The sequence below is a fragment of the Rhodohalobacter sulfatireducens genome (genome assembly GCF_022012475.1).
GTDB classification, from domain to species: domain Bacteria; phylum Bacteroidota; class Rhodothermia; order Balneolales; family Balneolaceae; genus Rhodohalobacter; species Rhodohalobacter sulfatireducens.
On the sequence record NZ_JAKLWS010000008.1, the window covers coordinates 74,050 to 94,880 of the forward strand.

The following is a 20,831-nucleotide window of genomic DNA, read 5'->3' on the forward strand; positions in this document are numbered from 1 at the left end:
TTGGGTACTAACTTGCACCCCGAAGTGTCGGGATGCTAAGATGGTTCAAGTTACTTACTTGAACCTTTTAAGGTGTTAATTGAACAACCTTACAATTAAATGAATGTATAAGATATAAAAAACATCTGCGAGAAGATGTTTCATAACTGAACGAAAAATCAGCCGGAAAGTTTTCACTTAAATTTGGCTTTCCGCAAATCAAAAAAACTATTTGACGCATGAAATTGATTATCCCTATGGCCGGCAGAGGAACACGGGTTCGGCCTCATTCTCACACAACCCCCAAACCATTATTACCCGTTGCCGGGACTATGATTGTCGAACGGATCGTGGAAACTTTTGGCCGCACACTCGACCGAACTATTGATGAGATAGTTTATATACTCGGGCCCGATTTTGGCCAGGAGATCAAAGATACACTAAAAAAAATGAGTGATCGACAAAATGCCAAAGCTACATTCCGTGTACAGCACGAGGCTCTCGGAACTGCACACGCCGTTTACTCGGCAAAGGAAGATCTCGACGGTGAAGTCATCATCGTTTTTGCGGATACTCTTTTTGACTCATATGACAAAGTATCTGTTGAGGATGCGGACAGCGTAATCTGGCTGAAAGAAGTTGAAGATCCGTCAAGGTTTGGTGTAGCTGTTCATGAGGGAAACAAAATCACCGACTTCGTTGAAAAACCCAGCGAACCAATCTCAAACCTTGCCATTATCGGCGTTTATTATTTCAAAGAAGGAAATGACCTTCAAAAAGAGATTGAGTACCTGTTGGAAAACAGAGTGACCGGCCATGGCGATGAATATCAGCTGACTGACGCGCTGGATCGCCTGTTGAAAGACGGCAAAGTATTCAAAAAAGCTACAGTTGATGAGTGGCTTGATTGTGGTACTCTGCCCGCATGGCTCGAAACCACCGGCGAGATCTTAAAGAAAGAGAAGCATGATTACGATTCTTACGAGGATACCATCATCCATCCGCCTGTATTTATTGGAGACGATGTAGATATCAACGGTAGTGAAATTGGTCCGAACGTGAGTATCGAAGCCGGTTCAACCATTCACAACAGCACCATTAAAAATTCGATTATCCAGGAGCAGGCCACCATCGAAAACTCCGATCTTGAGAAATCAACCATCGGTAAGCACGCTCAAACCAAGCGAGCGAAGGGCACGTTTCACATTGGGGATCACTCCATTATTAAGCAGCGGTAGATGATTAATAAGTTCTTTGGCTGTTAGGTCCATCTTGACTGTCCCGATCTTTCGGTAGCTACCGAATTGTATTTGAGTCGCAATACTCAGGACGATACTCTAAGGTTATTCGGCAAGCGAAAAAGGGAATCGCCAGCCACAACTATTAGACGATTCGTTGTAAATAGCCCAGCATTTCATTAAAATATTATGTGGTTATTGTCAGCCGCATTTTATCAAATTTTTATCATCAACTTTATCACTTATGGATAACCCGTTAAAACATCGATTAATCGATAAAATTTTATCGACAAAAAATGAAGAAGTGTTGTCGGCAATCGATCAGCTTTTGGATTCAGTAGAAAAACAATCTGAGAATGTATCATTAACAAAGGAGCAAAAAATGATGCTCGAGATGAGTGAAATAGATTTACAAAAGGATGAAACAATTTCTCAGGATGAGTTGGACAAAGAAGATCTTTCATGGCTGAACGCTCAGTAACATGGACTAAGACTGCCGCCAAACAACGTCGTTCTATACTTGCCTATTGGGTTGATAAGACAAACTCTGCTGATTATTCCATTAAACTTATAAGGCTGACAAGAGAACGTATTCAATACTTGGTTGAACATCCCTATTCTGGTCGAAAAGCTGATTTTCCACGAACCAGAGTCGCATCATTAGGACATTACAGTATATTTTACAAAGTACTCGATGATAAGATTATCATAACGGCATTTTGGGATAACAGGCAAGATCCGAAGAAACTTTATAAGCTACTTACATCATAGAAATAGAATATACTGTTAACATCATTACTTGTGAATTGCTTATTTGATGTATTGATGGCTTCCTCGCTCAAATAAAATCATCCAGATCCCGATTCTTGTTGGCTCCTTTAAGCACATCGTGAATGTCCTCGTGGGGTTCTTCGGGTTCGAGATGGAGGGTAACAACCGCATCACTGTGAATGGCATCGATTAACCTTCGTTCCAGAATCGTAGCATCATGATGGGCTTTTTTAAGACTTACATCCGGCTTGAATTCAACATGCAATTCAACCCAGGTTGTTTGACCGGAGGTGCGATGCCTAAGATGATGCCAACTGCTTATGGTGCCGGGCAACTCATCTTCCAAAATTGCTAACAATGCATCATGAACCTCCGGATCACGCGTATCCATAATTCCTTTTACGGAATATTTGATGAGCTTAAAACCTTCATAAAAGATGAATAGTGCAATGGAAATACTCACAATCGTATCAAGGTAGATCCATCCAATCCACTGAATCAGCAGAAGTGTGATGATGACGCCCGCACTGGTCCATACATCGGTTAAAACATGCTTTCCATTGCTTTTTACGATAACATTATTTTCCTCTTCACCAACTTTTCGGAGGTAAAGACCCAATACCAGGTTGATTGTTGCAGCTAAGCCAACCAGGTACATCCCCATACCCAAATTCTGGAGTTCAAAGCCAAATATAAGGTTTTGTATAGCCAGGTAGAGTATCGAGAAAGCTGCGAGAATGATTACAGCACCTTCAACCCCAACCGATAAAAATTCGATCTTTTCATGACCATAGAGATGATCTTCATCGGCCGGTTTCATGCTCAGAAAAAACCCGTATAACACAAAACCAACGGCAAATACATGTACCACAGACTCTGCCGCATCAGACATGGCCGTCGTGGAATCTGTTAAATAATAAGCAACCAACTTTGCACAGAGTGACAAAAATGAGATCAGAAAACTGATCGTCAGAGCCTTCCGGGCACGATTTTGATTATACATCGCTCTTTGATTCTATATTGAAGATGGTAATCGTTAATTAAAATTAAAGATTTGAACTTTAAAGTTTGACTGAAACTTTAAACCCTAATTAGTTCTGAATGCTTCGTTGAATGTTTTTATTTTTACAAGCTAACAAAAAATTGAATTGCTTTGATCGATATTCCAGAGAAACATAAAACAATTTTTAAAACTATAGGTGAAGCTGCGGACTCTTTAGATCAACGAGTGTTTGTAGTTGGGGGGTATGTGCGTGATTACTACCTGCAAAACCGGGATTCAGAAACCAAAGATATCGATTTTGTAACAGTAGGCTCGGGTATCCAGCTTGCCAAAAAAGTAGCCGAAAAGCTGAATACATCCACTATTTCGTTATTTAAACAATTTGGAACCGCCCAGGTGAAATATGGGGATATGGATCTTGAATTTGTGGGTGCCCGCAAGGAAAGTTATCGAAGGAATTCACGTAAACCTATTGTGGAAGACGGCACACTCGAAGATGATCAGCTTCGCCGCGATTTGACAATTAATGCACTATCGTGGTGTTTAAATCCTGATTCTTTTGGAGTTCTTCATGACCCTTTTGAAGGCATTCAGGATCTTCAAAATGAGATCATTCGCACGCCTATCGACCCTGAAAAAACTTTTGACGATGATCCCCTTCGGATGATGCGAGCTGTTCGATTCGCCACTCAATTGGATTTCTCAATTGAGGATGAAACGATGAATGCCATCAAAAAAATGGCCCCAAGGTTATCCATCATTTCTAAAGAACGAATCATCGATGAGCTGAATAAAATCGTGATGGCCCCCACACCCTCCATAGGGTTTGCACTTTTGATGAAATCCAATTTGTTAAACCAATTTTTCCCTGAAATGGTGAATCTGAAGGGGATAGATGAGAAAAAAGGGCAGCGCCATAAAGACAATTTCTGGCATACTCTAAAGGTTCTGGATAATACTGCCGAAGTCAGCGAAAATCTATGGCTTCGATGGGCGGCAATCATGCACGATATCGCCAAGCCTGTAACAAAGAAATTCATTAAAGGAACAGGGTGGACTTTTCATGGACACGATGCCGTCGGGGCAAAATGGGTACCGCGAATTTTCAGGCGGCTTGGTCTCCCCCTAGATGAGCGTATGAGATATGTAAAAAAACTGGTTCGTCTCCACCTGCGCCCAATTGCACTTGTATCTGATGAAGTCAGCGATAGTGCAGTACGACGATTAATCTATGAAGCCGGGGATGAAATTGATGACCTGATGACCTTATGTCGTGCAGATATCACCAGTAAAAATGAATGGCGAGTACAAAAATATCTCCAAAATTTTGATCGGGTTGAAAAGAAAATTGAAGAGGTGGAGGAGAAAGACCGAATCCGAAAATGGAAAAATCCCATCGGTGGTGAAGAAATTATGGAAACCCTGGATGTAGAACCCGGGCCAATTGTGGGTGAAGTAAAAGAGACCATAAAAAATGCTATCTTAGACGGGGAAATTGCAAACAATCATGATGAAGCCTATCAATATCTACTTCAAATAAAAGATCAGTTTCTCAAAAAGAAAGATTAACTTCTTCAACTATTTATGGATTACCACACAATTATCGGTTTAGCTGCCGGATTTTGTACTACAATTGCCTTCCTTCCTCAAGCTCTTAAAACCTGGAAGACAAAATCAGCCAAAGATCTCTCTTTGAGCATGTATTCAGTTTTTTGCACGGGAATCGTATTATGGCTTACCTATGGAATTATGATTCAGGATATGCCGATCATTCTTACAAATGTTGTTTCCATGATTCTGGCATCAAGTATTCTGTATTTTAAATTAAGCTTTAAAGAGTAATCAGATCGGTTTTATGTGGATTGCCAACTCATACGCAAAAATAAACCTTGGACTTCATGTTTTGGAGCGCCTGCCAACCGGTTATCATAGCATCGAAACCGGATTTTGTTTTATTGAATGGAATGATCGGTTTGAAGTAAATGAGAGTAATTCCTACGATTTGACTCTCTCCAACCCATCTATTCCTATTGATGAAAGAAATCTGATCACGCAGGCGTATAATGCCTTCGATCGCTATATAGGATTGACTAATCACTACTCATTTAATGTCAAAAAAAATATCCCTGCAGGTGCCGGCCTGGGTGGTGGAAGCAGCAATGCTGCATTAACACTTCGCATTTTAAATAAACTGGAAAAAACCGGTCTTTCAAGCGATGAGCTGATTGATCTGAGCCGGGATCTCGGGGCAGATATCCCCTTCTTTGTAAAAGGGAAACCTGGTCTTGGAACGGGGTTGGGTAATGAAATTGAACCCATGGATATTCAACCTGATGGGTGGATCCTGACTGTCTACCCTGATTTCGAATCATCTACAGCAGAAGCGTACCAGCAGTGTGAACCGAACCCAAACCCTGAATTTTCTATCAAACGAATTTTAACAGAGGAGGAATTGGAGGAGTGGCGATATCTTCTGCAGAATGATTTGGAACCTCCCGTTATCGCCCGTAATCACCTGATAGGCAACATCAAAGATCAACTTTATGATTTTGGTGCGGCTTATTCAGCCATGAGCGGAAGCGGTTCTTCAGTTTTTGGGATTTTTGAACAGGATTTTGTTGCAATTCAGGCGTATGAGTCGTTTCATAAGCTTGGATTTGCTACAAATTTAACAAAACCCGGATTCACGCCCGATCACGGAATTTATTTAAAGGAAGTTTGAAGTATTATATTTGAAAACTATAACAGCGCTAGCTTATGGCCTGTGCTATTTGAACCTAAAGAGATTACAAATTAGTGGATGTCATTTTGAACTTGATTCAGAATGACATTCAAAAAAATTTAAAATGATTTAAACGTTTAATTACATGACAAAAAAGAAAAATATTGACCCCCGAAGCGGAATGGATATCGATTCTTTCCGGGAGGATATAAAACAGCATCTTAAATATACACTCTCAAAAGACACCTTCTCCGCAACAGAGTGGGATAATTACCGCAGTGTGGTTTTGGCGGTTATGGATCGATTACATGAGAGATGGATTGATACACAGCAGCAATATTATGATGACAATGTAAAGCGTGTGTACTATCTCTCGATGGAATACCTGATTGGGCGACTCCTGGACAATATGCTCATTAATCTCGGACTCCAGGATGTAGCCGCAGAAGCGATGGAAGATGTTGGACTGGATTATGATGAAATCCGAACCACAGAGTGGGACGCCGGACTTGGTAACGGGGGTTTAGGCCGCCTTGCAGCTTGTTTTCTTGATTCCATGGCAACACTCGGAATTCCGGCTACAGGCTATGGAATTCGTTATGATTATGGAATTTTTTATCAATCTATCCAAAATGGATACCAGGTTGAAAAACCGGATCTGTGGTTGAGATATGGAAATCCCTGGGATATTGTCCGCCCGAAGATTCAGTATGATGTTCCATTTTATGGAAATTCGCATGCTTACCATGATGAAGATGGCGAGTTGCAATTCGAATGGCAAAACACACATGATGTACTCGCAGTAGCTTACGACACACCAATCCCCGGTTTTAAGAACAATGTGGTCAATAACCTGCGCCTCTGGAAAGCAACCTCTTCCTCTTCGATCGACCTGAAGAGTTTTAACCAGGGTCAGTACATTGATGCCGTTCGGGATACGCAGTTGAATGAAAATATTTCGCGCGTTCTCTATCCAAATGATAAAGTGTTCGTGGGGCAGGAACTTCGTCTGAAACAGGAGTTTTTCCTCGTTGCCGCATCCATGCAGGATATCTTACGGCGATTCAAAAAAACAGAAGATGACTGGAGAAACTTGCCGAATAAAATTGCCATTCAGTGTAATGACACTCATCCAAACCTAGCTATTCCTGAGCTGATGAGATTTTTGGTGGATGAAGAGGACCTCCCCTGGGACACAGCCTGGGATATTACAACAGAAACGATGGCCTACACGAATCATACTTTACTCCCCGAAGCACTTGAAAAATGGCCTGTATCCCTGCTTAGAAATCTTCTTCCACGACATCTCCAGATTATTTATGAGATCAACAGCCGGTTCCTTGAGAAAGTACAGGCAAGTTCGGGTGATGACCGTGGCAAAGTGAGCCGAATGTCGATTATTGGTGAGGGTGAAGACCCCGTCGTTCATATGGCGCATCTTGGAATTGTTGGATCTCGAAAAATAAATGGCGTAGCTGCACTTCACAGCGATCTTTTGAAGAAAACCCTCTTCCGTGATTTTTATGAGATGTTCCCCGAGCGCTTCACCAATAAAACGAACGGTATTACACCTCGCAGATGGCTGCGACAGTGCAACCGTGGGCTTTCAGACCTGATAACCGAGAAGATTGGTGAAGATTGGGTGACACACTTGGATCAACTGAGACAGATTGAGGAGTTCGCTAAAGACCAAGACTTCGTTGAAAAATTTGTTGAAATCAAACAGGAAAATAAACAACACCTTGCGGATTACATTAAAGAGAAGCGAGATATTGATGTTGACATAAACTCCATGTTCGACATCCAAATTAAGCGGATTCATGAGTATAAACGTCAGTTCATGCTAGCTCTTTATGCCATTACATTGTATAACCGCATCAAAGAGAATCCGGACCTGGATATTGTTCCTCGCACGATTCTCGTTGCAGGAAAAGCAGCGCCGGGCTATACAATGGCAAAGCTGTTCATTAAACTGATGAACGACGTTGGTGAGAAAATCAACAACGACCCCGAAGTAAACAGCAAGCTGAAATTCATCTTCCTCGCAAATTACAGCGTTACACTCGCTGAGAAAATGATTCCTGCCGCAAACCTGTCCGAGCAGATCTCAACAGCCGGGTTTGAGGCATCCGGTACCGGTAATATGAAGTTTGCCCTCAACGGTGCACTTACCATTGGTACCCTGGACGGAGCGAATGTGGAGATCAAAGAGGAGGTTGGAGATGAAAATATTTTCATCTTTGGAAAAACTGTGGATGACGTAGACAAACTCCGTCACCAGGGATACAACCCCTGGGAGTATTATGAGGGACATCCCGAACTCAAAAAAGCGATCGATCAAATTCGGGATGGCTTCTTTAATGATGATAAAGAGCTTTACCACCCAATTGTGGACTCCTTACTTAACAAGGGTGATTATTTCCTTGTTCTGGCTGATTATGAAGCGTATATCAACAAACAAGCCGAAGTGGATGAACTCTATAAAGACCAGGATGAATGGAACAGAAAAGCGATCTTGAATACGGCTCGTGTTGGGAAATTTTCTTCCGACCGTACGATTCGGGATTATGCCGAAGAGATCTGGCGCGTAGAGGTTGATCGTTGATAAGCTTTTAGCCGTCTGACCGCTCCAAGCGGTCTGACGGCTCCTACTTCAGAGAATTCTTTTACTGAAACTTTTTTACTCCTACCGAAGGTAACCTTCGGTAGGCAATTCTGAAGCCCTGCTTCATATTAAGGAATCACTAAAGCTGTAAAAGGCAAATCGAATCTAACTGTTTGCACTGCCAAACGCCTCACTCTCTCTATGGAATTTTCCTCTTAAAACGTTCCCGCAGCTCAACAATGTATATTCCCAGGTGATCACGAACTTCCTTTCCCCGCTCATAAAACTCTTGAAAGGTTTCCTGGTCAAGTAAATCTTTATTTCTCAACTGCTGAAGTGCCTTCAGCATGCGATTAGCAGCATTCAGGCCTCGTTTACAGTTTGCAATATTACCGCCTAAGGATTCCAATTCGAATCCCATTCCAAACCCACCGGTGATTTTAGCCGGAGGTATGATAACCGATCTTGCAAATAGATGGATCGACTCATCATTCTCATTCTCAAACCGATTTTCAATGAGGTTTATACAGTCAATCGAAAATTCATACGCTAACTGATAAACAGGCAGATTTTCGAGGCTGTTGATTTCATAAGATTCAAAGCCTGTCGATTGTTTCCATTCCTCCCCCTCTTCTATAAAGTCAACATCCAAAAATTCATCCCATTTGTCATCATCTTCCGTTTCATCCAACAGATGATCCCACCCCATCTTTTTTGCGATGATGTTATCCCGATCCGGGTGATCCAGGTACTTTTCAAAAAGTTGCGAATATTTTTCTGTACGTTTATCGGCCTCTCTCATAAATTCTTCCCACTGAAACTCATCCCAGATTTCAGGTTCTTCATGATTTCCAAAAGAAGATTCTTCGTTAAATTCACTCATAGTTTTTTTCATTATTAGGTTTATTTGTATGAACCGAAAATGAGGAAATCCTTACAATATTTGTGAATATTCATTAGCGCCAACTTAGAAAAGCGAATAAACCGGTAGTTGAGTATCGGATTTGTGTGTTCCGATGTGGGGCATCGGAACGAGTAGAGAAGAGTGAACTTAATAAGGTTTCAGGCACAAGCGAGGACGCTTGCACCATTCTACATGCAACTTATACCATTCGATAAAGTTACTCCAGGACAAACCTAAACGTAATGGTACCCCATTGAGGTTCTTGGGGTACTCCTGATGGAAGACGAGAAAAACGCCAGCTTCGAAGAGTTCGCATCACTTCGCGCTCCAGTTCAGGATTCATTTTTTTGAGGGGTATGACTCGTCCGAGTGAGCCATCCGGGTGTACTTCAAACCGGATGGTAATGACAGCTTCTTCGTTTGTTTGATTATTCGGAAGCGGCTGCACCATCGGGGTTCGGTTTAATTCTCCCTCCCATTGCAGATCATAGGGAGCAGACTTATCGGGTGTATTTCCGGGACCTTGATCCACGTTTGGATCACCGGATATTCCCCGTTCATCTCCACTGTCTTCAACACCTTCTTCAATTTGTTCGTCTTCTTGTGTTTGCGGAGGCACTACTTCCTCAACCACTTCTTCGGTCTCCTCTTCATTCTCAGGGTTGATCACATCTGTTTCCGGTGTTTCTACTGTCTCTTCTTCCGGGATCTCCTCTTCCTGGTCAGGCAGATCTACAGGTTTCGTGGTTTCCTCAACCGGGTTTTGGGGCGTCTCGGCAGGCTGAGTAATCTCAGGATCCACTTCTTCCGGTTCCACTTCGGAGGGATTTGGCCGGGTTGCAACTTGCTCATTTTGAACCTCAGACTGCTGAGCAAGCGTACCGCTCCTAAACTCTCCAAGAGTAACCTCCATGAATGCGGCACGGTTCATATCTGGTTCAATCGTATAAAGTATCGCGATGATCAGAATAACAATATGGATTGCCGCTGTTATTCCAACTCCAAAACGATCTTCCTCGTCAATATGGCTTTTAATCCATTCCAGCATACATTTTAATTTCTCTCTGTCGCCATGATAATATTCATATTCAAAGCCTTCCCGATATTCATTGCGCGAACGGCGTCATCCACGCGTGCATCACGGTCGGCACGTACTACTAACGAAGCACCAGGCTTTTCCTGATATGCCTGTCTGATTGCATTCGATAGCGAGATGCGATCAACCTGCTCTCCATCCACAAAAAAGTTTCCTTCCGGGGTTACTGCTACGGAAATTTGCTGAGCCTGTGAACTCACACTCGATTCTGCCCGTGGGACATTCACCCTGATTCCAAAATTTGTAACGAATGAAGAGGTTAACAGGAAAAAAATCAGGAGCAAAAGTATGATATCCGTTAAAGAGGATTGGGAAAACATGGAAAGAGGTTCCATGACATTCCGGTCTTCACGAAAATTCATTTATACCTCCTGGCCTTGACGATTTTTCTTTGAAGGTGCCTGCAAAAGGTCCACGAAATCAGCTGAAGCATTTTCAAGCTCAAAAATCATCCGATTGATCTTTCCAAGCAGATAGTTGTAGAAACCATAAGCAATAATACCCACAACCAAACCGGTGGCGGTTGTAATAAGAGCTTCCCAGATCCCCCCGGCCAAAACACTTGGATTCACATTTCCCTGGAGTGATTGTATATCCATAAATGCTCGAATCATACCTGTTACGGTACCGGTAAAACCGATCAGTGGGGCAACACCTGCAATCGTCGCCAGCCAATTCATTTTCTTTTCAAGAAGATAGATCTCTTTTTTACCGGCGTTGTGAATCGCATCTTCAATATTGCTGATGGGACGTCCCAATCGCCGAATACCGGCTTTTAAGATTCTTGCAAGTGGTTTATCAAACTGTTCGCAATATTGAATTGCACGCTCCTGGCTACCCGATTTTAACAGTGTTTCTATACTGTTGAGGGTTTGGTTGATATCCATTTTTGAATTTTCAAGTGTTCTCCAACGCTCGGCAATTACATATATCGCAAGGATGGAGAGAATGAAAAGTGGAATCATCAGAAGGCCGCCCTGGGATAAAATGTCGAAGAATGACATGGTAGACTCCTCCTGGAGCATTTCAGCAAGTGTATCGGCTTCAGTGGTCTGAGCCTGGAGTAGGAAAATGTAGATGATATTCATGAAGGTTGTTAATTGATACGTATTCTTTGAATGAAGTTTTGAGTACTATATGGTGTAGGTAATTGAGTTGTGGCTTGCTGTGCATCACCAAGTGTTTCAAACTGGCCTACACTAACGCGCCAAACATTGTTCTCATATACCGTTCTTGAAGATAAAATTACTCGATAACCGTCAGCACGAAGCTGTTCGGCAGCTTGCTGTGCATTACTTTCATTTCTGAATGAGTGGACAACGATGGAGTACCCGCTGTTAGCTTCCTCAATAACTGAACCGTTCAATCCGTAAATGGCTTGATCGGTCTCAGAAGCAGAAACCCCGGTATTCGATACCACTTCACTTTCTGTACCTTGATTCGCCCCTGGTTGTTCCACAGAAGCTTGGTTATCGGCAGTCATCTCTTGATTTAATCCCGTTTCCTGATCACCGGTTTGGGATTCAGGCGGATCTAATGCATTGGCCTCGCTATCATTATCGTCTGAACTCGGTTCCATTTGGGATACCGGGGTTTGAGCTGTCTCCACTGAACTTTGTGATTGTGTTCCGATATAGTAAAAATAGCCGCCGATCAAAACTGCAATCACTACAATGGCGATCAGAATAAATACACCTGTATTATCTTTTTTCTTTACAGGTTCCCTTGAAACGGGTTTAATATCTTCTAATTTAGTTCGCTTTTCCTCTTCCTCTGCTACCGGTTCTTCAAGTGGTTTAAGAGCTTCATCAGAAAATGGATCCGTGATAGTATCTTCATCAGTTTCATCTATTCCTTCACTGCCTTCATCATCCTCATCTAAATCAAAAGGGGCTTCTTCTTCAGCCTTCTTAGTTTTTTTGATTTCTTCTTTTGGTGCTTCAGGTTCTTCAAATGAAGAAGCAAATGGATCCTCGTCCACTTCTACCGAGCCTTTATCTATCTTTTCTTCAATATCTTCATCAGCATCAGAAATAGAGGTGTTTCTTTTTGGCTTTAGCTCAACAGGTTTCATTCCTGCATACTTAAAGCTTATTTCGGTACTTAATTCATCGGCCGGATCGAATCGCAGCTCGCCCTCTTCATCAAAGTAAAAATGGCCAAACTCTTTTATCTCTAACGCTTTACCCCGTTTTGCAGCATCTAAAATCCGCTCAATTAGCTGATCTAATTGAGCTTCAATTTCCTCCTCGTTCATGCTGGTTTTTTCAACCAGCAGATCAACAAGCTGCTTTCTATCAATTGTCATAAGAGATTCTGATATTTGATTTAAATTCAAGAACATCTTCCGGTGGCATCATGACAACTTTTCCATTATCGAATGTTCTCTGATGTTGTTCTCTGTGAACAACTTCAAATTGCCCTAATCCCTCCAACTCAACACGATTTTTGTTGACAAACTGCTCCCTCATTACATCCTTAAAAGCTATTAAGAATTCTCTGTTCATAAATTTCTAAAATAGAAACGTCAAACCAACAAAGCCCTGGAACCCTCGTTCCTCGTATCCTTGCCAGAGTTCATAATTGTCGTTCAATAAATTAACAAGTTTGCCGTAGACACCGAATTGATCGGTTAAAGATAACTCAAAACGTCCGCCAATCAAGAAATAAGAATCTATACTATCTCCAATGTGATCTTTCCTGCCGCCTGCAAACTCTCCCCATCCTTCCAGCAGCAGATTGTCTTTGGCTCGTAAAGATAGAGCTGCATTAATTCCGACCGTTTCTGTATACGGAATACGATCATCATTTGACAGCGTTGGAATTTGCCAGTAACCGTCGGCACTAAACCAGAGCACATCAGCTTTCAAATCCTGCGTAAAGCCGCCATAAACTTTAAAAATTGAGGCATCCCGGAACTGCGCAGTATAGTACCCGGCATCGATGTCTGCTATTTCCATCGGCTCACTTTCACGGCTATAATAGAGATAATTTTTAATATCCTGAAAAGAAGCACCGCCTACAATTTTGGTTCCTGCAAACGGTTCCATCTCCAGTTCTCCCAGTGCCCGCATTTCATACTGGTGTTCTATCGCAGAATTTACATTAAAAAACCGATTTTCGCTTCTTATATCTGAATAGGTTTGATAGGAAGGTGCAGCAGACGCTTCCAAATTTATCTCCAGACCCCGGAACAGGGTATGCTTAATTTGGGCTTTCGGGGAGAAGTACACGGTAAAATCGTTTACGGCATCGGTAACACCGCTGGCTCCAAGGCTCACCTGGACATCCGTTTTATAGTTAAAAAGTCGCTCATAACTCGCCGAGAGTGTGTTTACGGACCATGAATAACTATCTGAGAAAAGAGGGCTTGTTGAACCAATTTCAGTTTGAAGATTTAAAGAATGAATTTCATACAGGTTATTACCCAAACGGGAATAGTCAGCTTCAAAGGTTCCTCCCGCCTCTGTAGCGGTTTCCTCAAACGCACTCAAACCGGACGTTGTGGAATATTCATCAAAAAAGCCACTTGCGGAAACAGTTGTACCGGACATGGAAGTAGATGCAACCTCAACATCTGCCGAGCCCTTAAAACCCAGCCGGGTGATTTTTGTATTCGTATCCAGCAATTCTTCAACATCGGTATCTAATTGCAGTTGGTGATTAAAATCGGAAATTGCACCGGCTTTTATTATCAGGTTGGTGCGATCAGAAATTCGATTAAATGACTTGAGTTTTGCATCTGCAAACCTGTACGACGTGTTAACTGATTCATCGTGTCCGTCGGAAGATGTGAAGTGAATATCCGTTGAAATCCAGTTACTTTCACTCAATTTAGCTGTTGCAAATGCATCCACTTCCGGGGTGATATAACTACCCACTCCGGCTCGTATAAATGCATTTTTGGGCATCGCATAGTCAAGCATATCATAGTCAGGCGGATCTGGCCGGCTCAGCTGGCCGATTGGGAGATTGGCTACAACCGTCTCTTCATCTTCAATAAACGGCATTCGATTTGGATCGATCTGGAAAACTCTCGGGCGGGGGTTGAAACCTAAAATCGGCTGGCGACGAAGGCCGGGAAAACGTGCCTGGAATTGACTTCGAATCTCAATATCCTGTGGATTGATATCCGGCAGCAATGACTGATCTTGTTCACTTTGAGCTTGCTGGGCAAAAACCGGGCTCACACAAAAAAGGGAGGTTAATAATAGGATTCCAAAGATAATGCCTTTTTGCATAATTGAGATGATTCTGTAGGCTTTTAAACAAATTTGCTTCAAATATGAGCTTTTAGAATATATAACTTTTAAAGATACGATTTGTTCACTGAAAATTTAACAAGTATCCGTATCAGGCGTTTTTAAGTGTGTAATATTTATCCCACCACAACGAAAGTGGGCCAATTAACAATACGGTTGCAATTGTTGCTGCATGAGTCACCGTAGCATATGTCAATGCTTCAACCAGCGGTACCTCGTATAATAAATGTAAACTTTGCTGAATAAAAAGGTGATAAGAACCAACGGCACCCGGAGTCGGAACACTTACACCTAATGATGAAACGATGGTGATAACAATACCATCGCTGAATGTAAGTCCGTAGACGTCTTGCATACTCATCATATAAAACGGCAAATAGGTCATAAAAATATAGCCGGTCCATATTCCGGCTGTGTATAACAAAAAAGCCGGCCATTGCTTAATTCGCCGGAGAGATATCATCCCTTCACCAAACGATTTGGCAGCATTGATAACCTTTATAAGCACCGGATTTTCAATGATTTGTTTCTGATCTAAGAATATCATAAACCTGTAAAACAGAATCATACCGATCCCTATTATAATGAATACAATCGGAATCCAGATATATTGTTTCCATGACCAGTTTTCTAAACCAAATACGGTCTGAAGTATTTCAAAATCACTGACGAGCAAAAATGAGATCACTACAATCAAAAAAAACATCGTTAACAAATCGAAAAACCGTTCGGCTACAATCGTGCCGATTAGATTTCCGCTGCTGATTCCCTCCTTTCTTGCCACATAAACCGGCCTTGAAATTTCACCAAGCCGAGGCACAAACGTATTGACTACATATCCCAGCATCACACCTGCAAAAAGAGTAGTTCGATTGATTTTCTGCCCGTGATCAACCAAAAGCAACCGCCAGCGTTCGGCCCGTAAATAGTGGCTCAGAGGTAATACAATCAAAAAAAGTGGAAGCCAGTAAAACGTAACATCCGAAATTTTATCCCAAAGTTCTGCAAATTGAACATTTCGAAATGCCAGCCAGAGAAAGAGTCCGCCTATTAGTACAGAACCGGTAATTTTCAGGAGCTTTGACTTCATCAGGAATCGTGGCGTAAATCGATCTCCTCTGCATCTTCGGGGTACTGAAACTGAAATATTTCAGGAGTTTTTTGGATGAATGAGCCTTCGTTAAACGTTGTAACCAGCTCGTTTTCAACCTGATCGATCGCAACAATACGGGTTGGAATACCGGAGGGATTCAAAAAGATAGACACACTCATAAAGATTGAGAAGGGATCGTCCGAGGTCAGTTCAATGACGGTTTGATTCTCTTCACTTTGCTCTTCAACAGAGTAGGAATCATCCACACCCTGGAGCATCCTTGAGGGTGCAAAATCGTCTTCCTCTTCAATATAATCGCTTGTAATGACCCTGTTTTTTGTGCTGTCGTAAACTTTTGAGATCTCGCCATCAACAAGCATGACACTTTCGCCACTTCTCATTTTATACTGTTCTTTCCCAACCCAAATCCTTCCTTCAGTAATTTGTTGATCACCTGTGAAAGTATCGTTGTATTCGTGGATAAAATCGGATTCAAAAACCAGGCCATCCTCAAATTTTTGCTTCAACTGTTCAAATTGAGGTGTATCCTGTGCAACCCCAAGTGCCGGGGCAAGTACAACCATCAGAAGCAGAATCGTAATCTGTTTAAATACCAAGTTCATCAAATATCTCATCCAGTTCTTCCTCTTCAGAAATTTTCACGTCACGCGCGGTACTTCCTTGAAACGGCCCGACAACCTCGGCATTGTACAGCTGGTCGATAATTCGCCCTGCCCGGTTATAACCGATTTTTAATTTTCGCTGCAGTAAGGAAACAGATCCCTGCTGATGCAAAACTACAAGCTTGGCAGCTTCTTTAAACAGTTCGTCAATTTCATCCAGCGGATCGGGAATTCCGGGCTCCTCTTCTTCAATGACAGGCAAGTGAAATGGTTTTTTATATCCTTTCTGGTTTCCGATGTAGGATGTAATTTTCTCAACTTCCGTCGTAGATACATAGGCGTTCTGTATACGAGTCATTCCCGCCCCGTTTGAGAAAAGCATATCACCACTTCCCACAAGCTGGTCGGCTCCACCGGTATCCAAAATCGTACGCGAATCCACTTTTGAAGCTACCTGGTAAGCCATTCGCGCCGGAAAATTAGCCTTGATTGTTCCTGTAATTACGTTTACAGATGGACGCTGCGTAGCCACTACCAGGTGAATTCCAACGGCCCTTGCAAGCTGAGCAATCCGGGCTATCGGCTCTTCGATCTGTTTACCTGCGGTCATCATCAGGTCGGCCAGCTCATCTATCACAACTACAATGTAGGGAAGATGCCTGTGACCAAGCTCTTCGTCCAGCTCATCATTGTCGAACTTTTTATTGTAAGCTTTAATGTCACGAACCATCGCCATTTTGAGCAGATCATAACGCTCGTCCATCTCTTTTGTGATGCTTTGAAGCGTTTCAAGAGCGGTATCCGTATCGGTAATAATCGGTTCTTCAGAACCGGGCAGAAATGCCAGGAAGTGATTTTGAATATTCCGGTAAAGCGATAGCTCAATCTTCTTCGGATCGATGAGTACAAACTTTAAGTCATCGGGATGGCATTTATAGAGCAAGCAGGTAATGATTGTGTTGATTCCAACCGTTTTTCCCGACCCCGTAGCCCCCGCAATCAGCAAGTGAGGCATTTTGTTGAGATCCACCATATACACTTCGTTCTCAATAGTTTTACCCAGCGCAATGGGTAGTGCAAATTCGGTCTCAACAAATTTCTTGGTATTCAGAACGGTTTTAATATAAACCGTCTCACGTGTTTTGTTTGGAACCTCAATTCCTACGGCAGATCGGCCCGGAATCGGGGCCATGATACGTAATCCATGAGCCGCTGTTGCCATCTTCAGGTCGTTTGCATAACTCTGAATCTTACTGATTTTCACATCCGGTGCGGGCTCAATTTCATAGAGCGTAACCGTAGGGCCCACAATGGCGTTGATACTGAGAATCTCGATCTTGTGCCGTTTCAGCTTCTCGAGAATAATCTTCTTGTTTATTTTGATCTCCTCGAGATCTACATCATTCCCTTCGTTGGGCGGAGAGTCCAACAGATCCACCTGCGGGAATTTATATTTGATGACGGGAACTTCTTTTGCTTTCTGCTTATTCTTTCGATCTAACTCTTTTGCACTTGCCTCTTCATCGCCTTCACCTACAATCACCGAAATTTCAACATCATTATCCTCTGAATTGGGATCGACCTCTGAATCAGTTGCCCGTTCAAGAACCGCTCTTGGTGGTTTATTTTCAAGATCGGCACTTTCTTTTTTCCGTTCCAGCTCCCGCTTGCGATCTCTCTCCTGCGACTGCTCAACTATTTCATCAATCGTTCGTTCGCGCCGCTCCTCTTCTCTCTGTTGTGAGGAATTCTTCTGAGCCTCTTCGGCCCTTCGCTGGCGCTCTACCCTTGTTGTAGGTTGTGTTTGGGTTTGAGATTGTGGCTGTGGACTATCCTTCTTTTGGGGTTTCAATCGGTTCAGGAAATCCAAAGAGAAATTCGGAGACCACCCCTGTATACGATCAATACTTTTTTGGATATCGCGATCAATCAAAATAAAGAGAGACACAAACAGGAGAACAAAAAGGATAATGATCGATCCAATGCCTGTGAGGTTCTGCAGTATGCTTGAAAAATAGATCCCAGAGTTCCCACTCCAGGCTGCAGAGTATGCTTCGTAACGGTTATAGAACCAACCTGCCGTTGTTGATAAAAGAAAAATCATCCACAGACCATAAGCAACCGTCCATGCCATCTCGCTGATGGATTCCTGCCTGAGTACAATCCATCCAATGGAAAAGATAATGACCGGAATTAAAATGCTTACATATCCGAACAGAGTACTGACAAAAAAGTAGGAGATATAAGCCCCGAATACACCCAGCCAATTATTTACTCGAAGCGCCGGCCCCTGGTCTACCTGCAGCAAACTATCGTATGAGATCGATTGCACGATAGCATAGTCATCGGGGTGGTAAGAGGCAATACTGAGCAACAGGAGCACAGAGATTGCCATGATCAGGATTCCGGTTACCTCCATTTTTCGGGAGTAGTCGAAGCCTTGAAACAACGTATTTGAACCTTTTTTAGCCATCAGTAAGGGTAATCATCCCTTCTTTAAGTCGCGGAAGCATATCGGTTATATCAACCTGGCAGCAATAATCAATATCACTTGTACCGATGATATCCTTAAGCCGCGTTGCATGATTTGATTGGTGAATTACTGTAGATATATCATCACCAAATTTATCGTATAAACCAAATGCAACTTTTGCACCATCTCGCGAGCCATTCGGTAAGCTGCCATTGCACAGTAAATGTATAATATTGCCCGCCAGCAACATATCTTCAAATGCCAATCGACCCTTCCAACCTGCACATACCAAAACAATCTCGTTTTCCTGCTTTTTCAGCTCATCTACAATAGCACTCACATTCAGGAAAGAAGCGATATAGGTTTTGGAAGAACCCAATGATTTTTTGATGGCTTTGGTGCCATTAGTTGTATTAAAGATCAGGTTTTTGCCTTCTACAATCTCTTTCAAGTACTCGAGCGGCGAATTACCAAGATCGTATCCCTCAATTTTTTCGCCGTCTTTTTCACCGCAAAGCAGGTAATTGTCTGAATCTACATTCTGTGCAATCTTACTTGCTTCACCCATATCGCCTACAGGAATAATGGCTTTGGCACCATTCATAAAGGCTGTTACTATGGTGGAAGACGCACGAAGTACATCTATAATTACAACTGTTTTATCCCTTAACTCATCTTCCTGGAAGGAGTGTAATGAGTAAAATACATCTATAGTCTCAATATTTACCATCTGCAATAATACTTATTTATCAATTTAAAAAAGGTGGTTTAACGACGAGAGCCGGAACCTGATCTTTCCTGATCTTTATGAATATTTTTTCGCTTTCAACGGCTTTTTCCGTTTTCAGATAACCCATCCCAATACCTTTATCTAAAGAGATAGAATGTGTTCCACTCGTCACAAAACCAATTTTTGATCCGTAATTATCCCGAATTTCGTATCCGGATCGTGGTATTTTCCTCTTCTCCTGAACTTCGAAGCCCATTAATTTTCGGGTGGCTCCCTCCTCTTTTTGCTGAAGCAACCGTTCTTTGCCAATAAAATCTCCTTTATCGAACTTTGTCAGCCAGCTCATTCTTGCTTCGATCGGGGTCGTATCTTTGTTGATATCATTTCCATAAAGAGCAAATCCCATTTCGAGACGCAATGTATCCCTCGCTCCCAGTCCTGCGGGTTCAATGTTGAACTCTTCTCCAACGTCCAAAATCTCATTCCAGATTTTTATGATATCTGCTTTTTCAATGTCTACATATAATTCAAATCCCTTTTCCCCGGTGTATCCGGTGGCTGAAATAATGATATCTTCCTGGCCGCTTACAATTCCCTTTTCAAACCTGTAAAACCGGATGGATTCTACATCGGTATCCGTCAGTTTCTGCAGAATATCTACAGATTTAGGGCCTTGCAGTGCAATCAATCCCATATTATCAGAACGGTCTTCTACAACTGCATCCATATCATGATGACTCTGAATCCAATCAAAGTCTTTTTCGATATTTGAAGCGTTTACAACCAACATATATTCATTTTCTTGCAACATATAAACCAAAAGATCATCAACAATTCCTCCATTTTCGTAACACATGGCTGAGTATTGCGCTTTTCCCGGCTCCAGCGTCGAGGCGTCATTAATGGTCACTTTTTGAATGAGCGCCAGTGCATCAGGGCCGGAAATAAAAAACTCGCCCATATGTGATACATCAAAAACGCCCGCATGTTTCCTGACGGCATTATGCTCCTGTTTTATTCCGGCATATTGTACAGGCATTTCAAATCCGCCAAAGTCAGTCATTCTTGCGCCAAGATTCTCATGCTCTGAGTGAAGGGGGGTTTGTTTAGTCATGGTATTGGTTTGCATAATACTGCTAACTCCGTTGAAATTTAATTAGACACCATATTTTTAATGTCATTGGCAATATGGTAGTAAGAATCTCTGATTTCAGATCTTAAATATTGTCGAAACGTCTCGTTGTTGATCTTTTCTTGCTCCAAGTTAACCAATCTTAAAATCTAATCACAGCTAATTGAAACGTATGGATCCAATATACCGTTTAGTTTGCC

20 protein-coding genes are annotated in these 20,831 nt (G+C 42.3%); 7 read left to right on the forward strand and 13 right to left on the reverse strand.

Annotated elements, in window-relative coordinates; all coding sequences use genetic code 11:
- The first annotated feature begins 218 nt into the window (after positions 1-218).
- The 3 genes from L6773_RS08380 (at position 219) to L6773_RS08390 (ending at position 1,988) form a co-directional block, all read left to right on the forward strand.
- A complete protein-coding gene (locus L6773_RS08380) occupies positions 219-1,217 on the forward strand; it encodes a sugar phosphate nucleotidyltransferase (RefSeq protein ID WP_237853424.1) in 999 nt (332 codons plus the stop codon).
- 244 nt (positions 1,218-1,461) lie between these two features.
- A complete protein-coding gene (locus L6773_RS08385; protein WP_237853425.1) occupies positions 1,462-1,698 on the forward strand; it encodes a hypothetical protein in 237 nt (78 codons plus the stop codon).
- Entirely contained in the window at positions 1,680-1,988 is a 309-nt protein-coding gene (locus tag L6773_RS08390; protein WP_237853426.1) for a type II toxin-antitoxin system RelE/ParE family toxin, read from the forward strand. Before L6773_RS08385 ends, L6773_RS08390 begins: the two co-directional genes overlap by 19 nt.
- 67 nt (positions 1,989-2,055) lie before the next feature.
- Here L6773_RS08390 and L6773_RS08395 read toward each other — a convergent pair whose 3' ends face one another.
- The gene (locus L6773_RS08395; protein WP_237853427.1) at positions 2,056-2,991 is read right to left on the reverse strand and encodes a cation diffusion facilitator family transporter; all 936 of its coding nucleotides are present in this window, start codon (positions 2,989-2,991) and stop codon (positions 2,056-2,058) included.
- Positions 2,992-3,144: 153 nt separating this feature from the next.
- Here L6773_RS08395 and L6773_RS08400 point away from each other — a divergent pair, with 153 nt between their 5' ends.
- From L6773_RS08400 to L6773_RS08415, 4 genes are all read left to right on the forward strand, one after another.
- On the forward strand, positions 3,145-4,560 hold the full coding sequence (locus L6773_RS08400; protein WP_439653428.1) for a CCA tRNA nucleotidyltransferase: 1,416 nt from the start codon (positions 3,145-3,147) through the stop codon (positions 4,558-4,560).
- Between the two features lie 15 nt (positions 4,561-4,575).
- Positions 4,576-4,833 (forward strand): SemiSWEET transporter, encoded by a 258-nt coding sequence (locus L6773_RS08405; protein ID WP_237853429.1) that lies wholly within the window; start codon positions 4,576-4,578, stop codon positions 4,831-4,833.
- 13 nt (positions 4,834-4,846) lie between these two features.
- Complete coding sequence (ispE, locus tag L6773_RS08410) at positions 4,847-5,713, forward strand: 4-(cytidine 5'-diphospho)-2-C-methyl-D-erythritol kinase (protein ID WP_237853430.1); 867 nt, start codon at positions 4,847-4,849, stop codon at positions 5,711-5,713.
- A 145-nt stretch (positions 5,714-5,858) separates the two neighbouring features.
- Positions 5,859-8,318, forward strand: coding sequence for a glycogen/starch/alpha-glucan phosphorylase (locus tag L6773_RS08415; RefSeq protein WP_237853431.1), 2,460 nt, complete (start codon positions 5,859-5,861; stop codon positions 8,316-8,318).
- A 199-nt stretch (positions 8,319-8,517) separates the two neighbouring features.
- On the opposite strand, the gene L6773_RS08420 is transcribed toward L6773_RS08415, so the two are convergent.
- From L6773_RS08420 to gcvT, 12 genes are all read right to left on the reverse strand, one after another.
- Positions 8,518-9,201, reverse strand: a complete 684-nt coding sequence (locus L6773_RS08420) for a hypothetical protein (RefSeq protein ID WP_237853432.1) — start codon at positions 9,199-9,201, stop codon at positions 8,518-8,520.
- 238 nt (positions 9,202-9,439) lie between these two features.
- A complete protein-coding gene (locus tag L6773_RS08425; RefSeq protein WP_237853433.1) occupies positions 9,440-10,270 on the reverse strand; it encodes an energy transducer TonB family protein in 831 nt (276 codons plus the stop codon).
- A 5-nt stretch (positions 10,271-10,275) separates the two neighbouring features.
- Positions 10,276-10,653: an ExbD/TolR family protein gene (locus tag L6773_RS08430; protein ID WP_237853434.1), complete on the reverse strand. Its 378-nt coding sequence runs from the start codon at positions 10,651-10,653 to the stop codon at positions 10,276-10,278.
- Positions 10,654-10,680: 27 nt separating this feature from the next.
- Positions 10,681-11,406: a MotA/TolQ/ExbB proton channel family protein gene (locus L6773_RS08435; RefSeq protein WP_237853435.1), complete on the reverse strand. Its 726-nt coding sequence runs from the start codon at positions 11,404-11,406 to the stop codon at positions 10,681-10,683.
- A gap of 8 nt (positions 11,407-11,414) precedes the next feature.
- Positions 11,415-12,626, reverse strand: coding sequence for an SPOR domain-containing protein (locus L6773_RS08440; RefSeq protein ID WP_237853436.1), 1,212 nt, complete (start codon positions 12,624-12,626; stop codon positions 11,415-11,417).
- Complete coding sequence (locus L6773_RS08445) at positions 12,616-12,825, reverse strand: HU family DNA-binding protein (protein ID WP_237853437.1); 210 nt, start codon at positions 12,823-12,825, stop codon at positions 12,616-12,618. The genes L6773_RS08440 and L6773_RS08445 overlap by 11 nt, the downstream gene beginning before the upstream one ends.
- Positions 12,826-12,831: 6 nt before the next feature.
- The gene (locus L6773_RS08450) at positions 12,832-14,559 is read right to left on the reverse strand and encodes a hypothetical protein (RefSeq protein WP_237853438.1); all 1,728 of its coding nucleotides are present in this window, start codon (positions 14,557-14,559) and stop codon (positions 12,832-12,834) included.
- Positions 14,560-14,671: 112 nt separating this feature from the next.
- A complete protein-coding gene (locus L6773_RS08455; protein WP_237853439.1) occupies positions 14,672-15,670 on the reverse strand; it encodes a lysylphosphatidylglycerol synthase transmembrane domain-containing protein in 999 nt (332 codons plus the stop codon).
- The gene (locus L6773_RS08460) at positions 15,670-16,296 is read right to left on the reverse strand and encodes a LolA family protein (protein ID WP_237853440.1); all 627 of its coding nucleotides are present in this window, start codon (positions 16,294-16,296) and stop codon (positions 15,670-15,672) included. The genes L6773_RS08455 and L6773_RS08460 overlap by 1 nt, the downstream gene beginning before the upstream one ends.
- On the reverse strand, positions 16,280-18,769 hold the full coding sequence (locus L6773_RS08465; protein WP_237853441.1) for a DNA translocase FtsK: 2,490 nt from the start codon (positions 18,767-18,769) through the stop codon (positions 16,280-16,282). The genes L6773_RS08460 and L6773_RS08465 overlap by 17 nt, the downstream gene beginning before the upstream one ends.
- Positions 18,762-19,499 (reverse strand): 2-phosphosulfolactate phosphatase, encoded by a 738-nt coding sequence (locus tag L6773_RS08470; protein WP_237853442.1) that lies wholly within the window; start codon positions 19,497-19,499, stop codon positions 18,762-18,764. The genes L6773_RS08465 and L6773_RS08470 overlap by 8 nt, the downstream gene beginning before the upstream one ends.
- Positions 19,500-19,518: 19 nt before the next feature.
- Positions 19,519-20,613, reverse strand: a complete 1,095-nt coding sequence (gcvT, locus tag L6773_RS08475; protein ID WP_237853443.1) for a glycine cleavage system aminomethyltransferase GcvT — start codon at positions 20,611-20,613, stop codon at positions 19,519-19,521.
- Positions 20,614-20,831 lie beyond the last annotated feature (218 nt).

Excerpts from the sequence above, each read along its gene's own strand:
- L6773_RS08380 (WP_237853424.1), top strand. The coding sequence starts at position 219 with ATGAAATTGATTATCCCTATGGCCGGCAGAGGAACACGGGTTCGGCCT.
- L6773_RS08385 (WP_237853425.1), top strand. The coding sequence starts at position 1,462 with ATGGATAACCCGTTAAAACATCGATTAATCGATAAAATTTTATCGACA.
- L6773_RS08390 (WP_237853426.1), top strand. The coding sequence starts at position 1,680 with ATGGCTGAACGCTCAGTAACATGGACTAAGACTGCCGCCAAACAACGT.
- L6773_RS08395 (WP_237853427.1), bottom strand. The coding sequence starts at position 2,991 with ATGTATAATCAAAATCGTGCCCGGAAGGCTCTGACGATCAGTTTTCTG.
- L6773_RS08405 (WP_237853429.1), top strand. The coding sequence starts at position 4,576 with ATGGATTACCACACAATTATCGGTTTAGCTGCCGGATTTTGTACTACA.
- ispE (WP_237853430.1), top strand. The coding sequence starts at position 4,847 with ATGTGGATTGCCAACTCATACGCAAAAATAAACCTTGGACTTCATGTT.
- L6773_RS08415 (WP_237853431.1), top strand. The coding sequence starts at position 5,859 with ATGACAAAAAAGAAAAATATTGACCCCCGAAGCGGAATGGATATCGAT.
- L6773_RS08420 (WP_237853432.1), bottom strand. The coding sequence starts at position 9,201 with ATGAGTGAATTTAACGAAGAATCTTCTTTTGGAAATCATGAAGAACCT.
- L6773_RS08425 (WP_237853433.1), bottom strand. The coding sequence starts at position 10,270 with ATGCTGGAATGGATTAAAAGCCATATTGACGAGGAAGATCGTTTTGGA.
- L6773_RS08430 (WP_237853434.1), bottom strand. The coding sequence starts at position 10,653 with ATGGAACCTCTTTCCATGTTTTCCCAATCCTCTTTAACGGATATCATA.
- L6773_RS08435 (WP_237853435.1), bottom strand. The coding sequence starts at position 11,406 with ATGAATATCATCTACATTTTCCTACTCCAGGCTCAGACCACTGAAGCC.
- L6773_RS08440 (WP_237853436.1), bottom strand. The coding sequence starts at position 12,626 with ATGACAATTGATAGAAAGCAGCTTGTTGATCTGCTGGTTGAAAAAACC.
- L6773_RS08445 (WP_237853437.1), bottom strand. The coding sequence starts at position 12,825 with ATGAACAGAGAATTCTTAATAGCTTTTAAGGATGTAATGAGGGAGCAG.
- L6773_RS08450 (WP_237853438.1), bottom strand. The coding sequence starts at position 14,559 with ATGCAAAAAGGCATTATCTTTGGAATCCTATTATTAACCTCCCTTTTT.
- L6773_RS08455 (WP_237853439.1), bottom strand. The coding sequence starts at position 15,670 with ATGAAGTCAAAGCTCCTGAAAATTACCGGTTCTGTACTAATAGGCGGA.
- L6773_RS08460 (WP_237853440.1), bottom strand. The coding sequence starts at position 16,296 with ATGAACTTGGTATTTAAACAGATTACGATTCTGCTTCTGATGGTTGTA.
- L6773_RS08465 (WP_237853441.1), bottom strand. The coding sequence starts at position 18,769 with ATGGCTAAAAAAGGTTCAAATACGTTGTTTCAAGGCTTCGACTACTCC.
- L6773_RS08470 (WP_237853442.1), bottom strand. The coding sequence starts at position 19,499 with ATGGTAAATATTGAGACTATAGATGTATTTTACTCATTACACTCCTTC.
- gcvT (WP_237853443.1), bottom strand. The coding sequence starts at position 20,613 with ATGACTAAACAAACCCCCCTTCACTCAGAGCATGAGAATCTTGGCGCA.